Origin of the sequence: Streptomyces sp. NPDC013455, from assembly GCF_040632975.1 — a bacterium.
In the GTDB taxonomy this organism is placed as follows: domain Bacteria; phylum Actinomycetota; class Actinomycetes; order Streptomycetales; family Streptomycetaceae; genus Streptomyces.
Genome location: NZ_JBEYCX010000019.1, coordinates 146,269 through 161,022, shown reverse-complemented (window position 1 = coordinate 161,022; position 14,754 = coordinate 146,269). Strand labels below are relative to the sequence as shown.

The 14,754-nt window shown below is 73.2% G+C and carries 12 protein-coding genes; 7 read left to right on the top strand and 5 right to left on the bottom strand.

Going from position 1 to position 14,754, the window contains the following annotated elements:
• From ABZ576_RS27115 to ABZ576_RS27100, 4 genes are all read left to right on the top strand, one after another.
• The coding region (locus ABZ576_RS27115) for an alpha-glucosidase C-terminal domain-containing protein (protein ID WP_360746059.1) at positions 1-390 on the top strand (390 nt) is incomplete at its 5' end.
• Positions 391-478: 88 nt separating this feature from the next.
• Positions 479-1,864 (top strand): maltokinase, encoded by a 1,386-nt coding sequence (locus ABZ576_RS27110; RefSeq protein WP_360746056.1) that lies wholly within the window; start codon positions 479-481, stop codon positions 1,862-1,864.
• Positions 1,865-1,901: 37 nt separating this feature from the next.
• The gene (glgB, locus tag ABZ576_RS27105) at positions 1,902-4,211 is read left to right on the top strand and encodes a 1,4-alpha-glucan branching enzyme (protein WP_360746053.1); all 2,310 of its coding nucleotides are present in this window, start codon (positions 1,902-1,904) and stop codon (positions 4,209-4,211) included.
• Positions 4,212-4,416: 205 nt separating this feature from the next.
• Positions 4,417-4,872, top strand: a complete 456-nt coding sequence (locus ABZ576_RS27100; RefSeq protein WP_360746050.1) for a membrane lipoprotein lipid attachment site-containing protein — start codon at positions 4,417-4,419, stop codon at positions 4,870-4,872.
• 27 nt (positions 4,873-4,899) lie between these two features.
• Here the strand turns inward: ABZ576_RS27100 and ABZ576_RS27095 are convergent, their stop codons facing one another.
• The 4 genes from ABZ576_RS27095 to ABZ576_RS27080 form a co-directional block, all read right to left on the bottom strand.
• Complete coding sequence (locus ABZ576_RS27095; protein ID WP_360746047.1) at positions 4,900-7,194, bottom strand: ATP-dependent DNA helicase; 2,295 nt, start codon at positions 7,192-7,194, stop codon at positions 4,900-4,902.
• Positions 7,195-7,317: 123 nt separating this feature from the next.
• On the bottom strand, positions 7,318-7,632 hold the full coding sequence (trxA, locus tag ABZ576_RS27090; RefSeq protein WP_360746082.1) for a thioredoxin: 315 nt from the start codon (positions 7,630-7,632) through the stop codon (positions 7,318-7,320).
• Between the two features lie 14 nt (positions 7,633-7,646).
• A complete protein-coding gene (locus tag ABZ576_RS27085; RefSeq protein ID WP_360746044.1) occupies positions 7,647-8,075 on the bottom strand; it encodes a MerR family transcriptional regulator in 429 nt (142 codons plus the stop codon).
• Between the two features lie 43 nt (positions 8,076-8,118).
• Complete coding sequence (locus ABZ576_RS27080; RefSeq protein ID WP_360746041.1) at positions 8,119-9,792, bottom strand: MFS transporter; 1,674 nt, start codon at positions 9,790-9,792, stop codon at positions 8,119-8,121.
• 128 nt (positions 9,793-9,920) lie between these two features.
• Between ABZ576_RS27080 and ABZ576_RS27075 the strand changes: the two genes are divergently transcribed.
• Positions 9,921-10,559 (top strand): TetR/AcrR family transcriptional regulator, encoded by a 639-nt coding sequence (locus ABZ576_RS27075; RefSeq protein ID WP_360746038.1) that lies wholly within the window; start codon positions 9,921-9,923, stop codon positions 10,557-10,559.
• 229 nt (positions 10,560-10,788) lie between these two features.
• Here ABZ576_RS27075 and ABZ576_RS27070 read toward each other — a convergent pair whose 3' ends face one another.
• Positions 10,789-12,168, bottom strand: a complete 1,380-nt coding sequence (locus tag ABZ576_RS27070) for a cation:dicarboxylase symporter family transporter (RefSeq protein WP_360746035.1) — start codon at positions 12,166-12,168, stop codon at positions 10,789-10,791.
• A 148-nt stretch (positions 12,169-12,316) separates the two neighbouring features.
• On the opposite strand from ABZ576_RS27070, the gene ABZ576_RS27065 reads away from it, so the two are divergent.
• Positions 12,317-13,957: a sensor histidine kinase gene (locus ABZ576_RS27065; protein WP_360746032.1), complete on the top strand. Its 1,641-nt coding sequence runs from the start codon at positions 12,317-12,319 to the stop codon at positions 13,955-13,957.
• Positions 13,954-14,643 carry a response regulator gene (locus ABZ576_RS27060; RefSeq protein ID WP_360746029.1) on the top strand — a complete coding sequence of 230 codons (690 nt, stop codon included), beginning with the start codon at positions 13,954-13,956 and terminating at the stop codon, positions 14,641-14,643. Before ABZ576_RS27065 ends, ABZ576_RS27060 begins: the two co-directional genes overlap by 4 nt.
• The last annotated feature ends 111 nt before the right edge of the window (positions 14,644-14,754 follow it).

The following is a 14,754-nucleotide window of genomic DNA, read 5'->3' as shown; positions in this document are numbered from 1 at the left end:
TACGGCTACCAGGTCACCAACGTCGAGGCGTCGATGTCCTCGCCCTCGTCGCTGCTGCACTGGACCCGCCGCATGATCGAGATCCGCAAGCAGAATCCTGCCTTCGGACTGGGGTCCTACACCGAGCTGCCGTCGTCGAACCCGGCGGTGCTCGCCTTCCTGCGCGAGGCTCCCCTGTCGAAGGACGGCGGGGACGACCTCGTGCTGTGCGTCCACAACTTCTCCCGCTTCGCCCAGCCCACGGAGCTGGACCTGAGCCGGTTCGGCGGGCGGCACCCCGTCGAGCTGTTCGGCGGGGTCCGGTTCCCGGCGATCGGCGAACTGCCGTACCTGCTCACCCTCGCGGGGCACGGCTTCTACTGGTTCCGGCTGCGCCGGGACACCGTCTAGCCGGCCCGGGTGGGGCGGTTTCCACCGCCCCACCCGGGGCACGCATACGTAACACCCCGACGACCCCCGGGGAAAGGACGTGACGCCCATGGCGGAAACGGTCACCCCCTTCGGCACCACCGGCTCCCTTCTCGCCTCGCTCGATCCGCTGTTGCGCACCTGGCTGCCACGGCAGCGCTGGTTCGCGGGCAAGGGCCGCCCGGTCACCGGCTTCACCCCGGTGGCCGTCACCGAACTGCTGCCCCCCGACGGCCGGCTGGGCCTGTACCACCTGCTCCTGCGCGTCCACCAGCCCGACCTGCCGGGCACCCCGCCGCACCCCGGCGACTGCTACCAGCTCCTCATAGGCGTGCGCGAGGCGCTGCCGCCCCGGCTGGCGCCCGCGCTGATCGGACACGTGAGCGAGGGCCCGCTCGCCGGACGCACGGTGTACGAGGCCCTGTACGACCCCCGGCCCGCCGAGGTGCTCCTGGAGGCCCTGCGCACCCGGGCCCGCATCGGCGGGCTGCGCTTCGAGCGGGACGCGCGGCAGGAGATCCGGGCCGGCCTGGTGGCCCGGCTGCTGACCGCCGAGCAGTCCAACTCCTCCGTGGTCTACGGAGATACGTTCATCCTAAAGCTGCTGCGCAGGGTCGTGCCCGGCGTCAACCCCGATCTGGAGATACCGCTGGCCCTGGCCCGCGAGGGCTGTCCCCGGGTGCCCGCGCCGACGGCCTGGCTGCACACCGAGGTGGACGCCGAGCCGTACGTCCTGGCCGTGCTCCAGCCCTTCGTGAACGGCGCGAGCGACGGCTGGGAGCTGGCGCTGCGCGAGCTGGCCAAGGGCGAGGACTTCGCCGCCGAGGCCCGCGCGCTGGGCCGGGCCACCGCCGAGGTGCACACCGCGCTGGCCCGCGCGCTGCCGACGGTCACCCTCGGCCGCACCCAGCTGGAGCTGCTGGTCGACGGCATGGCCGAGCGGCTGACGGCGGCGGTGCGTGCGGTGCCGGCGCTGCGGCCGTACGAGGACGGGCTGCGCTCGGCGTACGCGGCGCTCGGCCAGCTCGCCGCCGAGGGCCGCACCTGGACCGCGCAGCGGGTGCACGGCGATCTGCACCTCGGGCAGTGCCTGCGTTCCCCGTCCGGGCAGTGGTCGCTCATCGACTTCGAGGGCGAACCGGCCCGGCCGCCGGCCGAACGTCGGATGCCGCAGCCGCCGGCGCGGGACATCGCGGGCATGCTCCGCTCCTTCGACTACGCCGCCCACTCGGCCACCCCGCCCGCCCCGGAGTGGGCGCGGGCCTGCCGGGCCGCCTACTGCACCGGGTACGCGGAGGTGTCCGGCCGCGACCCGCGCACCGACCCGGTGCTGCTGCGGGCCTTCGAGACCGACAAGGCGGTCTACGAAGCCGTGTACGAGGCCCGGCACCGCCCCGACTGGCTCCCCGTCCCGCTGTCGGCGATCCGCCGCCTCGCCGCGTCCGACCCGACCTGACCTGACCTGACCCGATCCTCGCCCGGGAGACTCCCTCGTGACGTCCAAGAAGTCAGCCAGCAGGAAGAACTCCGGCAAGACCAAGGCCGTGCGGAAGGCCACGGCGCCCCGGGCCGCGCAGGTGCCGCCGCAGCCGGCGCCGCCCGCGCCGGAGACCGCCGTCTCCCCCGCCCTCGGCGCCGACGACCGCGAGCGGCTGCTGCACGGCACCCACCACGACCCGCACTCCGTGCTGGGGGCCCACCCGGTGCCGGGCGGCATCGCGTTCCGCGCCTTCCGCCCGTACGCGCGGGCGGTCACCGTGGTCTCGGACGAGCTGCGCGCGGAGCTGCACGACGACGGCGACGGCTTCTTCTCCGGCCTGCTGCCGGTCACCGAGGTGCCCGCCTACCGGCTGCTCGTGGCGTACGACACGACCGTCCACGAGACCGAGGACGCCTACCGCTTCCTGCCCACCCTCGGCGAGCTGGACCTGCACCTGATCGGCGAGGGCCGGCACGAGCAGCTGTGGCAGGCGCTCGGCGCGCATGTGACCACCCACCAGGGCGTCACCGGCACGCGGTTCGCGGTGTGGGCGCCGAACGCGCGGGGCGTGCGGGTCACGGGCGGTTTCAACTTCTGGGACGGCGCCGGCTTCCCGATGCGCTCGCTCGGCGCCACCGGGGTGTGGGAGCTGTTCGTGCCGGGGATCGGCGAGGGCGAGCTGTACAAGTTCGAGATCACCCGCCCGGACGGCTCGCGCACCCTGCGCGCCGACCCGCTGGCCCGGCGTACCGAGGTCCCGCCCGCCACCTCCTCGATCGTGTACGCCTCGCACCACACCTGGGGCGACGCGGAGTGGCTGGCCCGCCGGGCGGAGACGCCGGTCCACGAGGCGCCCTTCTCGGTGTACGAGGTGCACCTGCCGTCCTGGCGGCCGGGGCTCACCTACCGCGGGCTCGCCGAGCAGCTGCCGTCGTACGTGCGGGAGATGGGCTTCACGCACGTGGAGCTGATGCCGGTGGCGGAGCATCCCTTCGGCGGCTCCTGGGGCTACCAGGTGACCGGGTTCTACGCCCCGACGGCCCGGCTCGGCACGCCCGACGACTTCAAGTACCTGGTGGACAGGCTGCACCAGGCGGGCATCGGGGTGCTGATGGACTGGGTGCCGGCCCACTTCCCGCGCGACGACTGGGCGCTGGCCGAGTTCGACGGGCGCCCGCTGTACGAGCACCACGACCCGCTGCGGGCCGCCCACCCCGACTGGGGCACGCTGGAGTTCGACTTCGGCCGGCGCGAGGTGCGCAACTTCCTGGTCGCGAACGCCGTGTACTGGTGCGAGGAGTTCCACATCGACGGGCTGCGCGTGGACGCGGTCGCCTCGATGCTCTACCTGGACTACTCGCGCGAGCCGGGCGGGTGGACGCCGAACGAGCACGGCGGCCGGGAGAACCTGGACGCGGTGGCCTTCCTCCAGGAGATGAACGCGACCGTGTACCGGCGCTGCCCGGGCGTGGTGACCGTCGCCGAGGAGTCGACGGCCTGGGACGGCGTCACCCGGCCGACCCACCACCGGGGTCCGAGCGGCTTCGGCGGGCTCGGTTTCGGTCTGAAGTGGAACATGGGGTGGATGCACGACTCGCTCGGGTACATGAGCCACGACCCCGTGCACCGCCAGTACCACCACCACGAGATGACGTTCTCGATGGTGTACGCCTACAGCGAGAACTACGTGCTGCCCATCTCCCACGACGAGGTGGTCCACGGCAAGCGGTCCCTGGTGTCGAAGATGCCCGGCGACTGGTGGCGGCAGCGCGCCGACCTCCGTGCCTACCTGGCCTTCATGTGGGCGCACCCGGGCAAGAAGCTGCTGTTCATGGGACAGGAGTTCGCGCAGGGCGCCGAGTGGTCCGAGGTGCACGGACCGGACTGGTGGCTGCTCGACCCGGCGTACGGCGCCGAGGCGGACCACCGGGGCGTGCGGGACCTCGTACGGGACCTCAACACGCTGTACCGGCAGACCCCGGCGCTGTGGCAGCGGGACACCGACCCGGCGGGGTTCGCATGGATCACCGGGGACGCGGCCGGCGACAACGTCTTCGCGTTCCTGCGCCACGACGCCGACGGCACCCCGCTGCTCGCGGTCTCCCACCTGGCCCCGGTGGTCCGCCCCGACTACCGGATCGGGGTGCCGGAGGAGGTGCCGGCCTGGGTGGAGGTGCTGAACACCGACGCGGCCCGCTACGGCGGCGGCGACGTCGTCCACCCGGACGTCGTCAAGCCCGAGCCGCAGTCCTGGCACGGCCGCCCGGCGAGCATCCGGCTGACCCTGCCGCCGCTGGCGACGGTCTGGCTGCGGCCTGCCTGATCCGCCGCCGCTGGCGACGGTGTGGCTGCGGCCTGCCTGATCTGCCGCCGCTGGCGACGGTGTGGCTGCGGCCTGCCTGATCTGCCGCCGCTGGCGACGGTCTGGCTGCGGCCTGCCTGATCCCTGCCTGACCTGCGCTTTGCCTTCCGCCCCGCCCGGCGCCTACGCTCGGGCGCCCGGTGGGGCGGAAGGGGCGGAGGGGGACATGCGGCGGATCGTCGTGGCTCTGGGCACGGTGGCGGCCCTGACGGGGTGTGCGCCGGAGCGGCTGTGCACCCAGGCGGACATGGACTCGGGCGTCGCCGTGCTGTGGCGGCCGGCGGACTTCGGCGGGCAGCGGGACGCGGTGACGGTCCGGCTGTGCGTGGACGGCCGCTGTGCGCAGCGCACGTCCGGCGATCCCGCAGACCCCTTCGGCAGGGTGTCGGTCCGGCTCCCGGACGACGTGGGGGCCGGCCCGGTGGCGGTGCGGCTCACGGTGACCGACGGGAAGGACGGCCGGGTCGTCGTACGGGACAGCCGGCGGGCGCGGCTGGCGGAGCAGCATCCGAACGGCCGGTCCTGCCCGCCCACGGCGTGGACGGCGGCCTTCCGCGCGCATCCCGAGCGGGGGCTCACGTCGACGCGGGGCATGCGGTTGCGGCCGGAGCGGGGGGCCTGAGAGCGCTCGCCCCCAGGCCCCCGCGCGTCACTCCGCGTCGGTCAGGCCCGGCGGCAGCACGCCGGTGTGCAGCACACCGAGCCGCTGGGTGGCCCGGGTCAGGGCCACGTACAGGTCGCTGGTGCCGTACGCGGCCGGCTCCACCACCAGCACCGAGTCGAACTCCAGCCCCTTGGCCTGGCGCGGGTCGAGCAGGACCACCGCCCGGGTCAGGTCGGGTTCGGCGCCGGCCGTGACGCCGTCCAGCCGGGCGGCCAGGGAGCGGTGCAGGGCGCGCGGGGCGATCACCGCGAGCCGGCCCTCGGCCGGGGTGAGTTCGGCGACCGCCCCGGCGACCGCGCCGGGCAGGTCGCCGGCGGCCCGCCGCACCCAGGGCCGGACGCCGGTGGCCCGGACGGAGCTCGGCGGTTCGAAGCCGGGCTGCGCGGCCCGGACCACGGCCGCGGCCAGGTCCATGATCTCCGCGGGGGTGCGGTAGTTGACGCCCAGGCGGGTGTGCTCCCAGCGGTCCTCGACGTAGGGGCGGAGGATGTCCGCCCAGGAGCCGACGCCGGCCGCCTCCGCCGTCTGGGCCGGGTCGCCGACCAGGGTCATGGAGCGGGTCGGGCTGCGTCGCATCAGCAGCCGCCAGGCCATCGGGGACAGCTCCTGTGCCTCGTCCACGATGATGTGGCCGAACGCCCAGGTGCGGTCGGCGGCGGCCCGCTCGGCGGCGCTGCGGTGGTCCGCCTCCTCCTGCCGCTCGGCGAACCGCTCGGCGTCGATGATGTCGTGGGCGGACAGCACCTCGGAGGCGTCCGGGTCGCTGTCCTCCTTGTCCTCGAACTCGTACGTCCGGGAGGCGTACGACACGTCCAGGACGCCCTGGGCGTAGGCCACCTGGGTCTCGCGTTCCCGCTCGGCGCGGGCCCGGGCCACCCGGTCGTCCTCGCCGAGGAGCTCGGCCGCCTCGTCCAGCAGCGGGACGTCGGCGACGGTCCAGGCGCGGGTGACCGGGCGGCGGATCGCGTCGGCGTCCGCCTCCGGGAGGTAGGCGTCCGGTTCCGCGAGGAAGTCGGCGACCAGCCGGCGCGGGGTGAGCCGGGGCCACAGCCGGTCGATGGCGTCCCACACCTCCGGGTTCTCGGCGAGCTCGTCGCGGATCTGGGTGATGTCGGCGGGGTCGAGCAGGCTGCCGCCGTCGTAGGGGTCGGTGCCCACGCGTTCGGCGTACAGCTCGGTGAGGGTGTTGAGGATGTGGCCCTCGAAGTACTCGCGGGCCGCGTTGTGCGGCAGCTTGGCGGCCCGGGTGCGCTCGCGGGCGACGCCGACGAGGCCGTCGTCCAGCATGAGCACCTCGCGGTCGTGCTCGATCGCGATGACCGGATCGGGCAGGGCCTGCCGGTCGCGGACGACGGCGGCGAGCACGTCGGCCATGTCGGCGCGGCCCTTGACGGCGGCGGCCTCGGGGGTGTCGGCGGCGGTGGCGCGCACGCCGGGGAACAGTTCGCCGACGGTGGCCAGCAGCACCCCGGTCTCGCCGAGGGAGGGCAGCACCTCGCCGATGTAGCCGAGGAAGGCGGGGTTGGGGCCGACGATGAGGACCGCGCGGCGGGCCAGCAGTTCCCGGTACTCGTAGAGGAGGTAGGCCGCGCGGTGCAGGGCGACGGCGGTCTTGCCGGTGCCGGGGCCGCCCTCCACGACGAGCACGCCCTGGTGCGGTGCGCGGATGATGCGGTCCTGGTCGGCCTGGATGGTCTGCACGATGTCGCCCATCCGGCCGGTGCGCGCGGAGTTCAGCGCGGCCAGCAGCACGGCGTCGCCGTTGTGGTCCTCGTGCCCGGTGCGGGTGGCGTCGCCGAGGTCCAGGATCTCGTCGTGCAGGGAGGTGACGGTCCGGCCCTCGGTGGCGATGTGCCTGCGGCGGCGCAGGCCCATCGGGGTGTGGCCGGTGGCCAGGTAGAAGGGGCGGGCGACGTCGGCCCGCCAGTCGATGAGGACGGGGGTGCGCGCGGCGTCCTCCTCGCGCAGCCCGATCCGGCCGATGTGGTGCTTGGTGCCGTCGGTCAGGTCGATCCGGCCGAAGCAGAGCGAGCCGTCCACGGCGTTGAGCGCGGCGAGCAGCCCCGAGCGCTCGGCGACCAGGATGTCCCGCTCCAGCCGGGCCTGCATCGGCTTGTCGCCCTGGGCGAGCGCGTCCGCGACCGAGGACTCGGCCTCGCCGCGCAGCACATCCACGCGCGCGTACAGTCCGTCGATGAATTCCTGCTCGTGCCGCAATTCATCGTCCGGATATTCACTGTTCGACAGATCCGCGTTTGACAATTCCGCTCCCGCCCGCATATACTGTGCTCACTGGACTTCTCCGCGACTCATTCCGATATGAAGTCGCGAACCACCGAATATACGCACAGAAATCCCCCGAGCGCAATTGCCCGGGGGATTTCTCGTGGCGGTTCCACCGCTTTACAGCACGTCGGCCAGTTCTTCCAGCAGCCGCCGCTTGGGCCGCGCCCCCACCATCGACTTCACCGGCTCGCCGTCCCGGAACACCATGAACGTCGGCATCGACAGCACCTTGTAGGCGTTCGTGGTGTCCGGGTTGTGGTCCACGTCCAGCTGGACGACCTTCAGCCGGTCGCCCTCCTCGGACGCGAGCTGGCTGAGCACCGGCGCCATCTGCCGGCACGGCGGACACCAGTCGGCCGTGAACTCCACCAGCACCGGCAGTTCGGACGCCAGGACCTCCGTCGCGAAGTCCGCGTCGCCCACCTCCGGCACACCCGCCGCTCTGCTCACCGTTTCTGCCCTCCCAGTTCGCACCGGGGTTCCGGACCTCCCGGAACCCGCGCCTCGGCGGCCAGCTCGTCCCGCGCCCGCTCGGCCCGCGCCAGCTGCCCCGCGACCGTCTCGCGCACCGCGGTCAGCTCTCCGATGAGCGAGTCCAGCTCGGCCAGCTTGCGCCGGTAGACGACGAGCGAGGCCGGGCAGGAGTCGCCCTCCGGATGCCCGGCCCGCAGGCACTCCACGAACGGCCGGGTCTCCTCCAGGTCGAAACCGAAGTGCTGGAGGGTGCGGATCTGCTCCAGCAGCCGCAGGTCGCTCTCGTCGTACGTGCGGTGTCCGTTGCCGTCACGCCGGGCCGGCAGCAGGCCCCGGGACTCGTAGTAGCGCAGGGTGCGTGTCGTGGTTCCGGCCCGTGCGGCCAGCTCGCCGATTCGCATGCGTACGACGGTAGGTGTTGACGTCGGCGTCAAGGCAAGGCGATCAGGCCGCCGCGCTGTCCACCAGTTCCTTCTCGTCCTCGGTCGCCTCCGGCGCGGCGGCCTCACGGCGCGGCAGCAGGAAGGCCACCAGGACCGTGCCGACGCCGAGGACCACCGCGCCGACCAGGCTGGTGTGGGCCACCGCGTCGGAGAAGGCGGAGCCCACCGCGTCGGACATCTGCCGGGCGCCGGCGGCCAGTTCGGCGGCCTGCTGCTTGAGCTGTCCGGCCTGCTGCGGGTCGGTGGCCTGCTGGGCCTGCGCGGCGGCCTGGTGCGCCTTCTCGCCGATGCCCTGCGCGACGGCGTACCCGGCGCCGACCGAGTCCTGCGCGGTGTCCAGGGCGTCGGCCGGAAGCCTGCTGCCGGCGGTGGCGTCCGCGAGGTGGTCACCGTAGGAGGTGGCCAGCAGCGAGCCGAGGATGGCGATGCCGAGCGAGCCGCCCAGCTCCAGCGAGGTGTCGTTGACGGCGCCGCCGACACCCAGCTCGGACTCCGGGAAGGCGCCCATGATGGCGTCGGTGCAGGGCGAGAGGGCGAGACCGATGGCGAGGCCCAGGATGACCAGGGGGGCGACGAAGTCGCCGTAGCCGGACCCCGCGTCGATCCGGGTGAGCAGGGCCAGGGCGGTCGTACCGCCGACCATGCCGGCGCTGACGGTCCACTTCATGCCCACGCGCGGGGTGAGCCAGCCGGTCAGGGCGGAGCCGACGAAGACGGCACCGGCCAGCGGCAGCATGCGCACACCGGTCTCCAGGGCGTCGTAGCGCAGGACGAACTGGAGGTGCTGGGTGAGGTAGTAGAAGGCGCCGAAGACGGCGAGGAAGAAGAGGGCGACGGCGAGGTTGGAGCCGGCGAAGCGGCGGCCGGTGAAGCGGCGCACGTCCAGGATCGGGCGCGGGTGGCGCAGCTCCCACACGACGAAGGCGATCAGGCCGGCACCCGCGACGACGGCCGCCCCGACGGCCTTGGCGCCCCAGCCGAAGTGCGGACCCTCGATGATCATGTAGACGAGCGCACCGGTCCAGAGCACCGACAGCAGGCCGCCGACGTAGTCGACGCGGTCCTGGTGGCCGGAGTTCGACGGCGGCACGAGGACGAGGGCCCCGACGATCGCGACGGCCGCGATGGGCACGTTGATCAGGAAGGTCGAGGACCAGCCGTGGTCGCGCAGCAGGGCGCCGGCGACCACCGGTCCGGCGGCGATGGCGAGCCCGGCCGTGGCCGTCCACAGCACGATCGCCTTGGCCCGCTCGGCGCGCGGGAAGGTCGCGGCGAGCAGCGACAGGGTGGCCGGCATGATGAGGGCCGCGCCGACACCCATCACGGCCCGGGCCGCGATGACGGTCGTGGAGCTGTCGGCGAGGTATCCGAAGACGGCCCCGCCGCCGAACACCAGCAGGCCGAGGACGAGCGCTCCGCGCCGGCTGTACTTGTCGCCGATCGCGCCGAGCAGCAGCATCAGCGCCGCGTAGGGGACGGTATAGCCGTCGATCACCCACTGGAGGTCGGCGCTGGAGAGGCCGAGATCCTTCGTCATGTCGGGCGCCGCGACCGTGAGGGCGGTGTTCGCCATCACGATGATCAGCAGGCTCAGGCACAGGACCAGCAGCGCCCACCAGCGCCGGGCGTAGGGCCGGTCCATCCTTTCGACCGGTTCGGTCATGACGAGTCGCATGGCAGGGGGTCGCCTTCCTCGGGTACGCGACGGACTTGCACATTGGCGTGCAATTGCACAACCATGTGCAATGTACGGCGTTGCACACTGCTGTGCAAGTCGGGTCGGGAAGGGTCCGGGAAGGCACAATGACCGCCATGACCACGGGTAACACCAGCCGCGCCGACGCCAACCGGCGCCGCATCCTCGACGTCGCCCTCGCCGAACTGCTGCGCGATCCCGACGCCTCCATGGACCAGATCGCGCGCGCCGCGGGGGTCGTCCGACGGACGGTCTACGGCCACTTCCCCAACCGGGAAGCGCTGATCAGCACCCTGGTGGACGGGGCCGTGGAGGCGCTGGCGGACGCCGACGCGGACGCCCGGGCCGGGGTGAGCGACCCGGCCGAGGCGGTGGCCCGCTCGGTGCTCGCGCTGTGGCCGGTCGCCGACCGCTACCGGCTGCTGATCGCCCTGGCCCAGCGCACGGTCACCGTGCAGGGCATCCGTGAACGCCTCGCGCCGCTGCGCGAGAACAAGGTGCGCCTCCTCCAGCGCGGTCTGGACGAGGGCGCGTTCACCTCCCCGCTGCCCGCGCCGGCCCTCGCCTACGTGCACGAGCAGATGCTCTTCGCGGTGACGGAGGCGGTGAACGACGGACTGCTGGCGGCGGAGGAGGCGGGCCGCTCGGCGACGGTCGCCGTACTGACGGCTGCGGGCGTGCCCGCCGCGCGGGCCACCGCGCTGGTGGCCGAGGTGTCGCGGCACACGGAGAAGCCGGGCGGCTGAGCGTACGGGGGGTACTCAGCCGCCCGGCGGCGGTACCGGACGCCCGGCCCCGGTTCAGGCGGGGCCGGACGTCCGGAGCTGACGGCCGCGCCCCTGGGGGCGCGACGAACTGCGTGGCAAGCCTCGTGGCCGGGGCTCCGCGCCCCCGAAGGAGCGCGGGGAACTGCGCGGCGAGCGCCGTCGGACCCGCGGCCGCGCCGCGGCCGGTCCCGGCGGGGCCGGCAGGCGCCTAGGCCTTGACCAGCCCCTCCTCCCGGACCGCGGGGGCGTCGGTCACCTCGGCGCGGCCCTCGTCCAGCAGCGTCGTCTCGTCGAACGGCAGTTCCCCGCCCAGCACCCGCCGCACCCGGACCTTGTCGATCTCCTTGGTCCACGTGCCGACCAGCACGGTCGCGACCGCGTTGCCCGCGAAGTTCGTCAGCGCCCGGGCCTCGCTCATGAACCGGTCGATGCCGACGATCAGCCCGACCCCGTCCACCAGCGCCGGCTTGTGCGACTGGAGACCGCCGGCCAGCGTGGCGAGCCCGGCACCGCTGACACCGGCCGCGCCCTTGGACGCCAGCAGCAGGAAGAGCAGCAGCGGGATCTGCTCGCCGATCGACATCGGCGTGCCCAGCGCGTCCGCGATGTACAGCGACGCCATCGTCATGTAGATCATCGTGCCGTCGAGGTTGAACGAGTAGCCGGTCGGCACGGTGATGCCGACGACCGGCCGGCTGACGCCCAGGTGCTCCATCTTCGCGATGAGCCGCGGCAGCGCGGACTCGGACGAGGAGGTGGACAGGATCAGCAGGAACTCCCGGCCCAGGTAGGTGAAGAGGGAGAAGACGTTCAGGCCCGCGACGATCCGCAGCAGCGCGCCGAGCACGACGAAGACGAACAGGAAGCAGGTGACGTAGAAGCCGAGCATCAGCACGGCCAGGCTCTTGAGGGCGTCCAGGCCCGCGGAGCCGACCACGGCCGCGATCGCGCCGAAGGCGCCGACCGGCGCGGCCCACATCACCATGGACAGGATCCGGAAGACGAGCCGCTGGATGTGCTCGACACCGCGCAGCACCGGCTCCCCGGCCGGCCCCATAGCCTGGAGGGCGAACCCGGCGAGCAGGGCCACCAGCAGCGTCTGGAGCACCTGCTGCTGGGTGAAGGCGGACAGGAACGTGGTGGGGATGATCGACAGCACGAAGTCGACGGGCGGCAGCGCCTCGGACGACACCTGTTCGTGTCCGGTCTGCTTCAGCGCGTCGGTCAGCTGCAGCCCGTCGCCGGGGTGCAGCACGTTGCCGACCACGAGCCCGATGGCCAGGGCGACGAGCGACATCACCAGGAAGTAGCCGAGAGCGATACCGCCGACGGCGCCGACCTTGGCCGCCTTCCGTACGGAACCGATGCCGAGCACGATCGTGCAGAAGATGATCGGCGAGATCATCATCTTGATCAGGTTCACGAAACCGGTGCCCAGCGGCTTCAGTTCCACCGCGGCATCGGGCCAGACCAGCCCCACGGCGATGCCGAGCGCGACCGCCGCGATGACGGCGATGTACAGGTAATGGGTCCGGTCCCGCTTCACACGGGGTGCGGCAGGTGCCGTAGGGGGAGTGCTGGCGGCCACGACTGCCCTCCTTGACGTCTTCGTCGGTGAACACCGGCGTGCGGCTCACGTCCGGATGGGGAATGCCGTGACTATCTCCCGGGGCTGTGAGGGCGGTCACCCTTGCGTTCATTTAGTTCGCGCTCGGCCGGAGAGGGACACTGCTGGCATGCGCGTACCCACCCTGCCGAGACCCCGCAGCCTGGCGGGCCAGCTCTTCGCCATGCAGGCCGTGCTGATCGCGGTGCTCGTGGCCGGGTACGCGCTGTTCACCTACGTCAGCGACGCGCGGCAGGCCGAGGACGCCGCCGCCCGGCAGGCCACGGCGGTGGCCCGCTCGATCGCCGACTCCCCCTCGGTGCGCGCGGCGATCCGCACCCCCGACCCCACCTCCCGGCTGGAGCCGTACGCCCTCCAGGTCACCCGGGACGCCAACGTCGACTTCGTCACGATCATGAATCCGTCCGGCATCCGCTGGACCCACCCCGACGAGAAGCAGATCGGCCGGCGCTTCCTCGGCAACATCGGCCCCGCCCAGCACGGCCGCACCTTCACCGAGACCTACACCGGCACCCTCGGCCCGTCCGTCCGCGCGGTGACCCCCATCGAGGACGGCGGCCGGATCGTGGGCCTGGTGAGCGCCGGCATCACGGTGGAGACGATCAGCGCCCGGGTCCGGGACCAGGTCACCGCTCTGCTCGGGGTGGCCGGCGGCACCCTGCTGCTCGGCGCGGTGGGCACGTACGTGATCAACGCCCGGCTGCGCCGCCACACCCACGGCATGAACGCCACGGAGCTGAGCCGGATGCACGACTACCACCAGGCGGCCCTGCACGCGGTCCGGGAAGGGCTGCTGATGCTGGACGGGCGGTACCGGGTGGCGCTGATCAACGACGGCGGCCGGGAGCTGCTGGGGGTGGGCCCCGAGGAGGAGGCGGTCGGCCGCTCGGTGACGGACCTCGGCCTGCCGGCCCCGCTGACCGGCGCCCTGCTCTCCTCCGAGCCCCGGGTGGACGAGGTGCACCTGACGGCGTCCCGGGTGCTGGTGGTCAACACGTCCCCGGTCTCCGGGGGCGAGCAGCGCGGTACCGTCGTGACGCTCCGCGATGTCACCGAACTGCAGTCGCTGATGGGCGAGCTGGACTCGGAGCGGGGCTTCACCCAGGCGCTGCGCTCCCAGGCGCACGAGGCGGCGAACCGGCTGCACACGGTCGTGTCGCTGATCGAACTGGGCCGCGCCGAGGAGGCGGTGGAGTTCGCCACGGCCGAACTGGAGCTGGCCCAGGCCCTGACCGACCAGGTCGTCGCGGCGGTGAGCGAGCCGGTCCTGGCCGCCCTGCTGCTGGGCAAGACCGCCCAGGCGAACGAGCGGGGGGTGGAGCTGGTGGTGTCGCCGGACAGCCGCCTGGACGACGGCCTGCTCCCGGAGAGCGTGTCCGCCCGGGACCTGGTGACCATCCTCGGCAACCTGATCGACAACGCGGTGGACGCGGCGCAGGGGAGTGTGCGGGCACGGGTCACGGTGACGGCGTACGCCTCGGCCGCCGAAGTGGTGCTGCGCGTGTCGGACACCGGCCCCGGTGTGGACCGCGCCCACGCCGGCCTGGTATTCCAGCGGGGATTCTCCACGAAGCCGGCCGGGCCCGGCGGGCGGGGGCTCGGGCTGGCCCTCGTCCGGCAGGCGGTGAACCGCCACGAGGGCACGTTGACGGTGGCGGAGTCCGGTACGGACGGCGAGGGCGGAGCGGTGTTCGAGGTGCGTTTGCCGTTGCGTACGGCCACGCCGGCTCCGGGAGGCGGCGGGACATGACGGACGGACAGCCGATCAGAGTGCTGGTGGTCGAGGACGACCCGGTGGCCGCCGACGCGCACGTGATGTACGTCGGCCGGGTGCCGGGGTTCGTCGCGGTGGGGAAGGCGCACACGGGGGCACAGGCGCGGCGCTTCCTGGACCGCACCCCCGTCGACCTGCTGCTGCTCGACCTGCACCTGCCGGATGTGCACGGCCTGCAGCTGGCGCGGTCGCTGCGCGCGGCCGGGCTGCACGCGGACGTGATAGCGGTGACCTCGGCGCGGGACCTCGCGGTCGTGCGGGAGGGGGTCTCGCTCGGGGTCGTGCAGTACGTGCTGAAGCCGTTCACGTTCGCGACGCTGCGCGACCGGCTGGTGCGGTACGCCGAGTTCCACGCGGCGGTGGGCGAGGCGAGCGGGCAGGACGAGGTGGACCGGGCCCTGGCGGTGCTGCGGGCGCCGTCGCCCGCGGCCCTGCCGAAGGGACTGAGCGGGCCGACCCTGGAGCGGGTGACGGGCGTGCTGCGCGAGGCGGCGGAGGGACTGACGGCGGCCGGGGTGGCCGAGGCCGTGGGCATCTCCCGGATCACGGCCCGGCGGTACCTGGAACACCTGGTGGAGGCGGGGCGGGCCGGGCGCAGCCCGCTGTACGGGCAGGTGGGGCGGCCGGAGCTGGTGTACCGGTGGGTGCCGCAGGGGCGGTAGGACACCGGCGGCCGCACCGGCGCGATCCCGCGCAGACGCATTGACCCGACCGGACCACCGCTCTTACCTTCACACGGCAGCAATCTCCGCGCCACCCCCACGTGCGCTCAG

Bases quoted from the DNA above. Each gene is read 5' to 3' on its own strand.
- ABZ576_RS27080 (WP_360746041.1), bottom strand. From the start codon at position 9,792: ATGCGACTCGTCATGACCGAACCGGTCGAAAGGATGGACCGGCCCTAC.
- ABZ576_RS27060 (WP_360746029.1), top strand. From the start codon at position 13,954: ATGACGGACGGACAGCCGATCAGAGTGCTGGTGGTCGAGGACGACCCG.
- ABZ576_RS27110 (WP_360746056.1), top strand. From the start codon at position 479: ATGGCGGAAACGGTCACCCCCTTCGGCACCACCGGCTCCCTTCTCGCC.
- ABZ576_RS27095 (WP_360746047.1), bottom strand. From the start codon at position 7,194: ATGCGGGCGGGAGCGGAATTGTCAAACGCGGATCTGTCGAACAGTGAA.
- ABZ576_RS27065 (WP_360746032.1), top strand. From the start codon at position 12,317: ATGCGCGTACCCACCCTGCCGAGACCCCGCAGCCTGGCGGGCCAGCTC.
- ABZ576_RS27085 (WP_360746044.1), bottom strand. From the start codon at position 8,075: ATGCGAATCGGCGAGCTGGCCGCACGGGCCGGAACCACGACACGCACC.
- ABZ576_RS27100 (WP_360746050.1), top strand. From the start codon at position 4,417: ATGCGGCGGATCGTCGTGGCTCTGGGCACGGTGGCGGCCCTGACGGGG.
- ABZ576_RS27075 (WP_360746038.1), top strand. From the start codon at position 9,921: ATGACCGCCATGACCACGGGTAACACCAGCCGCGCCGACGCCAACCGG.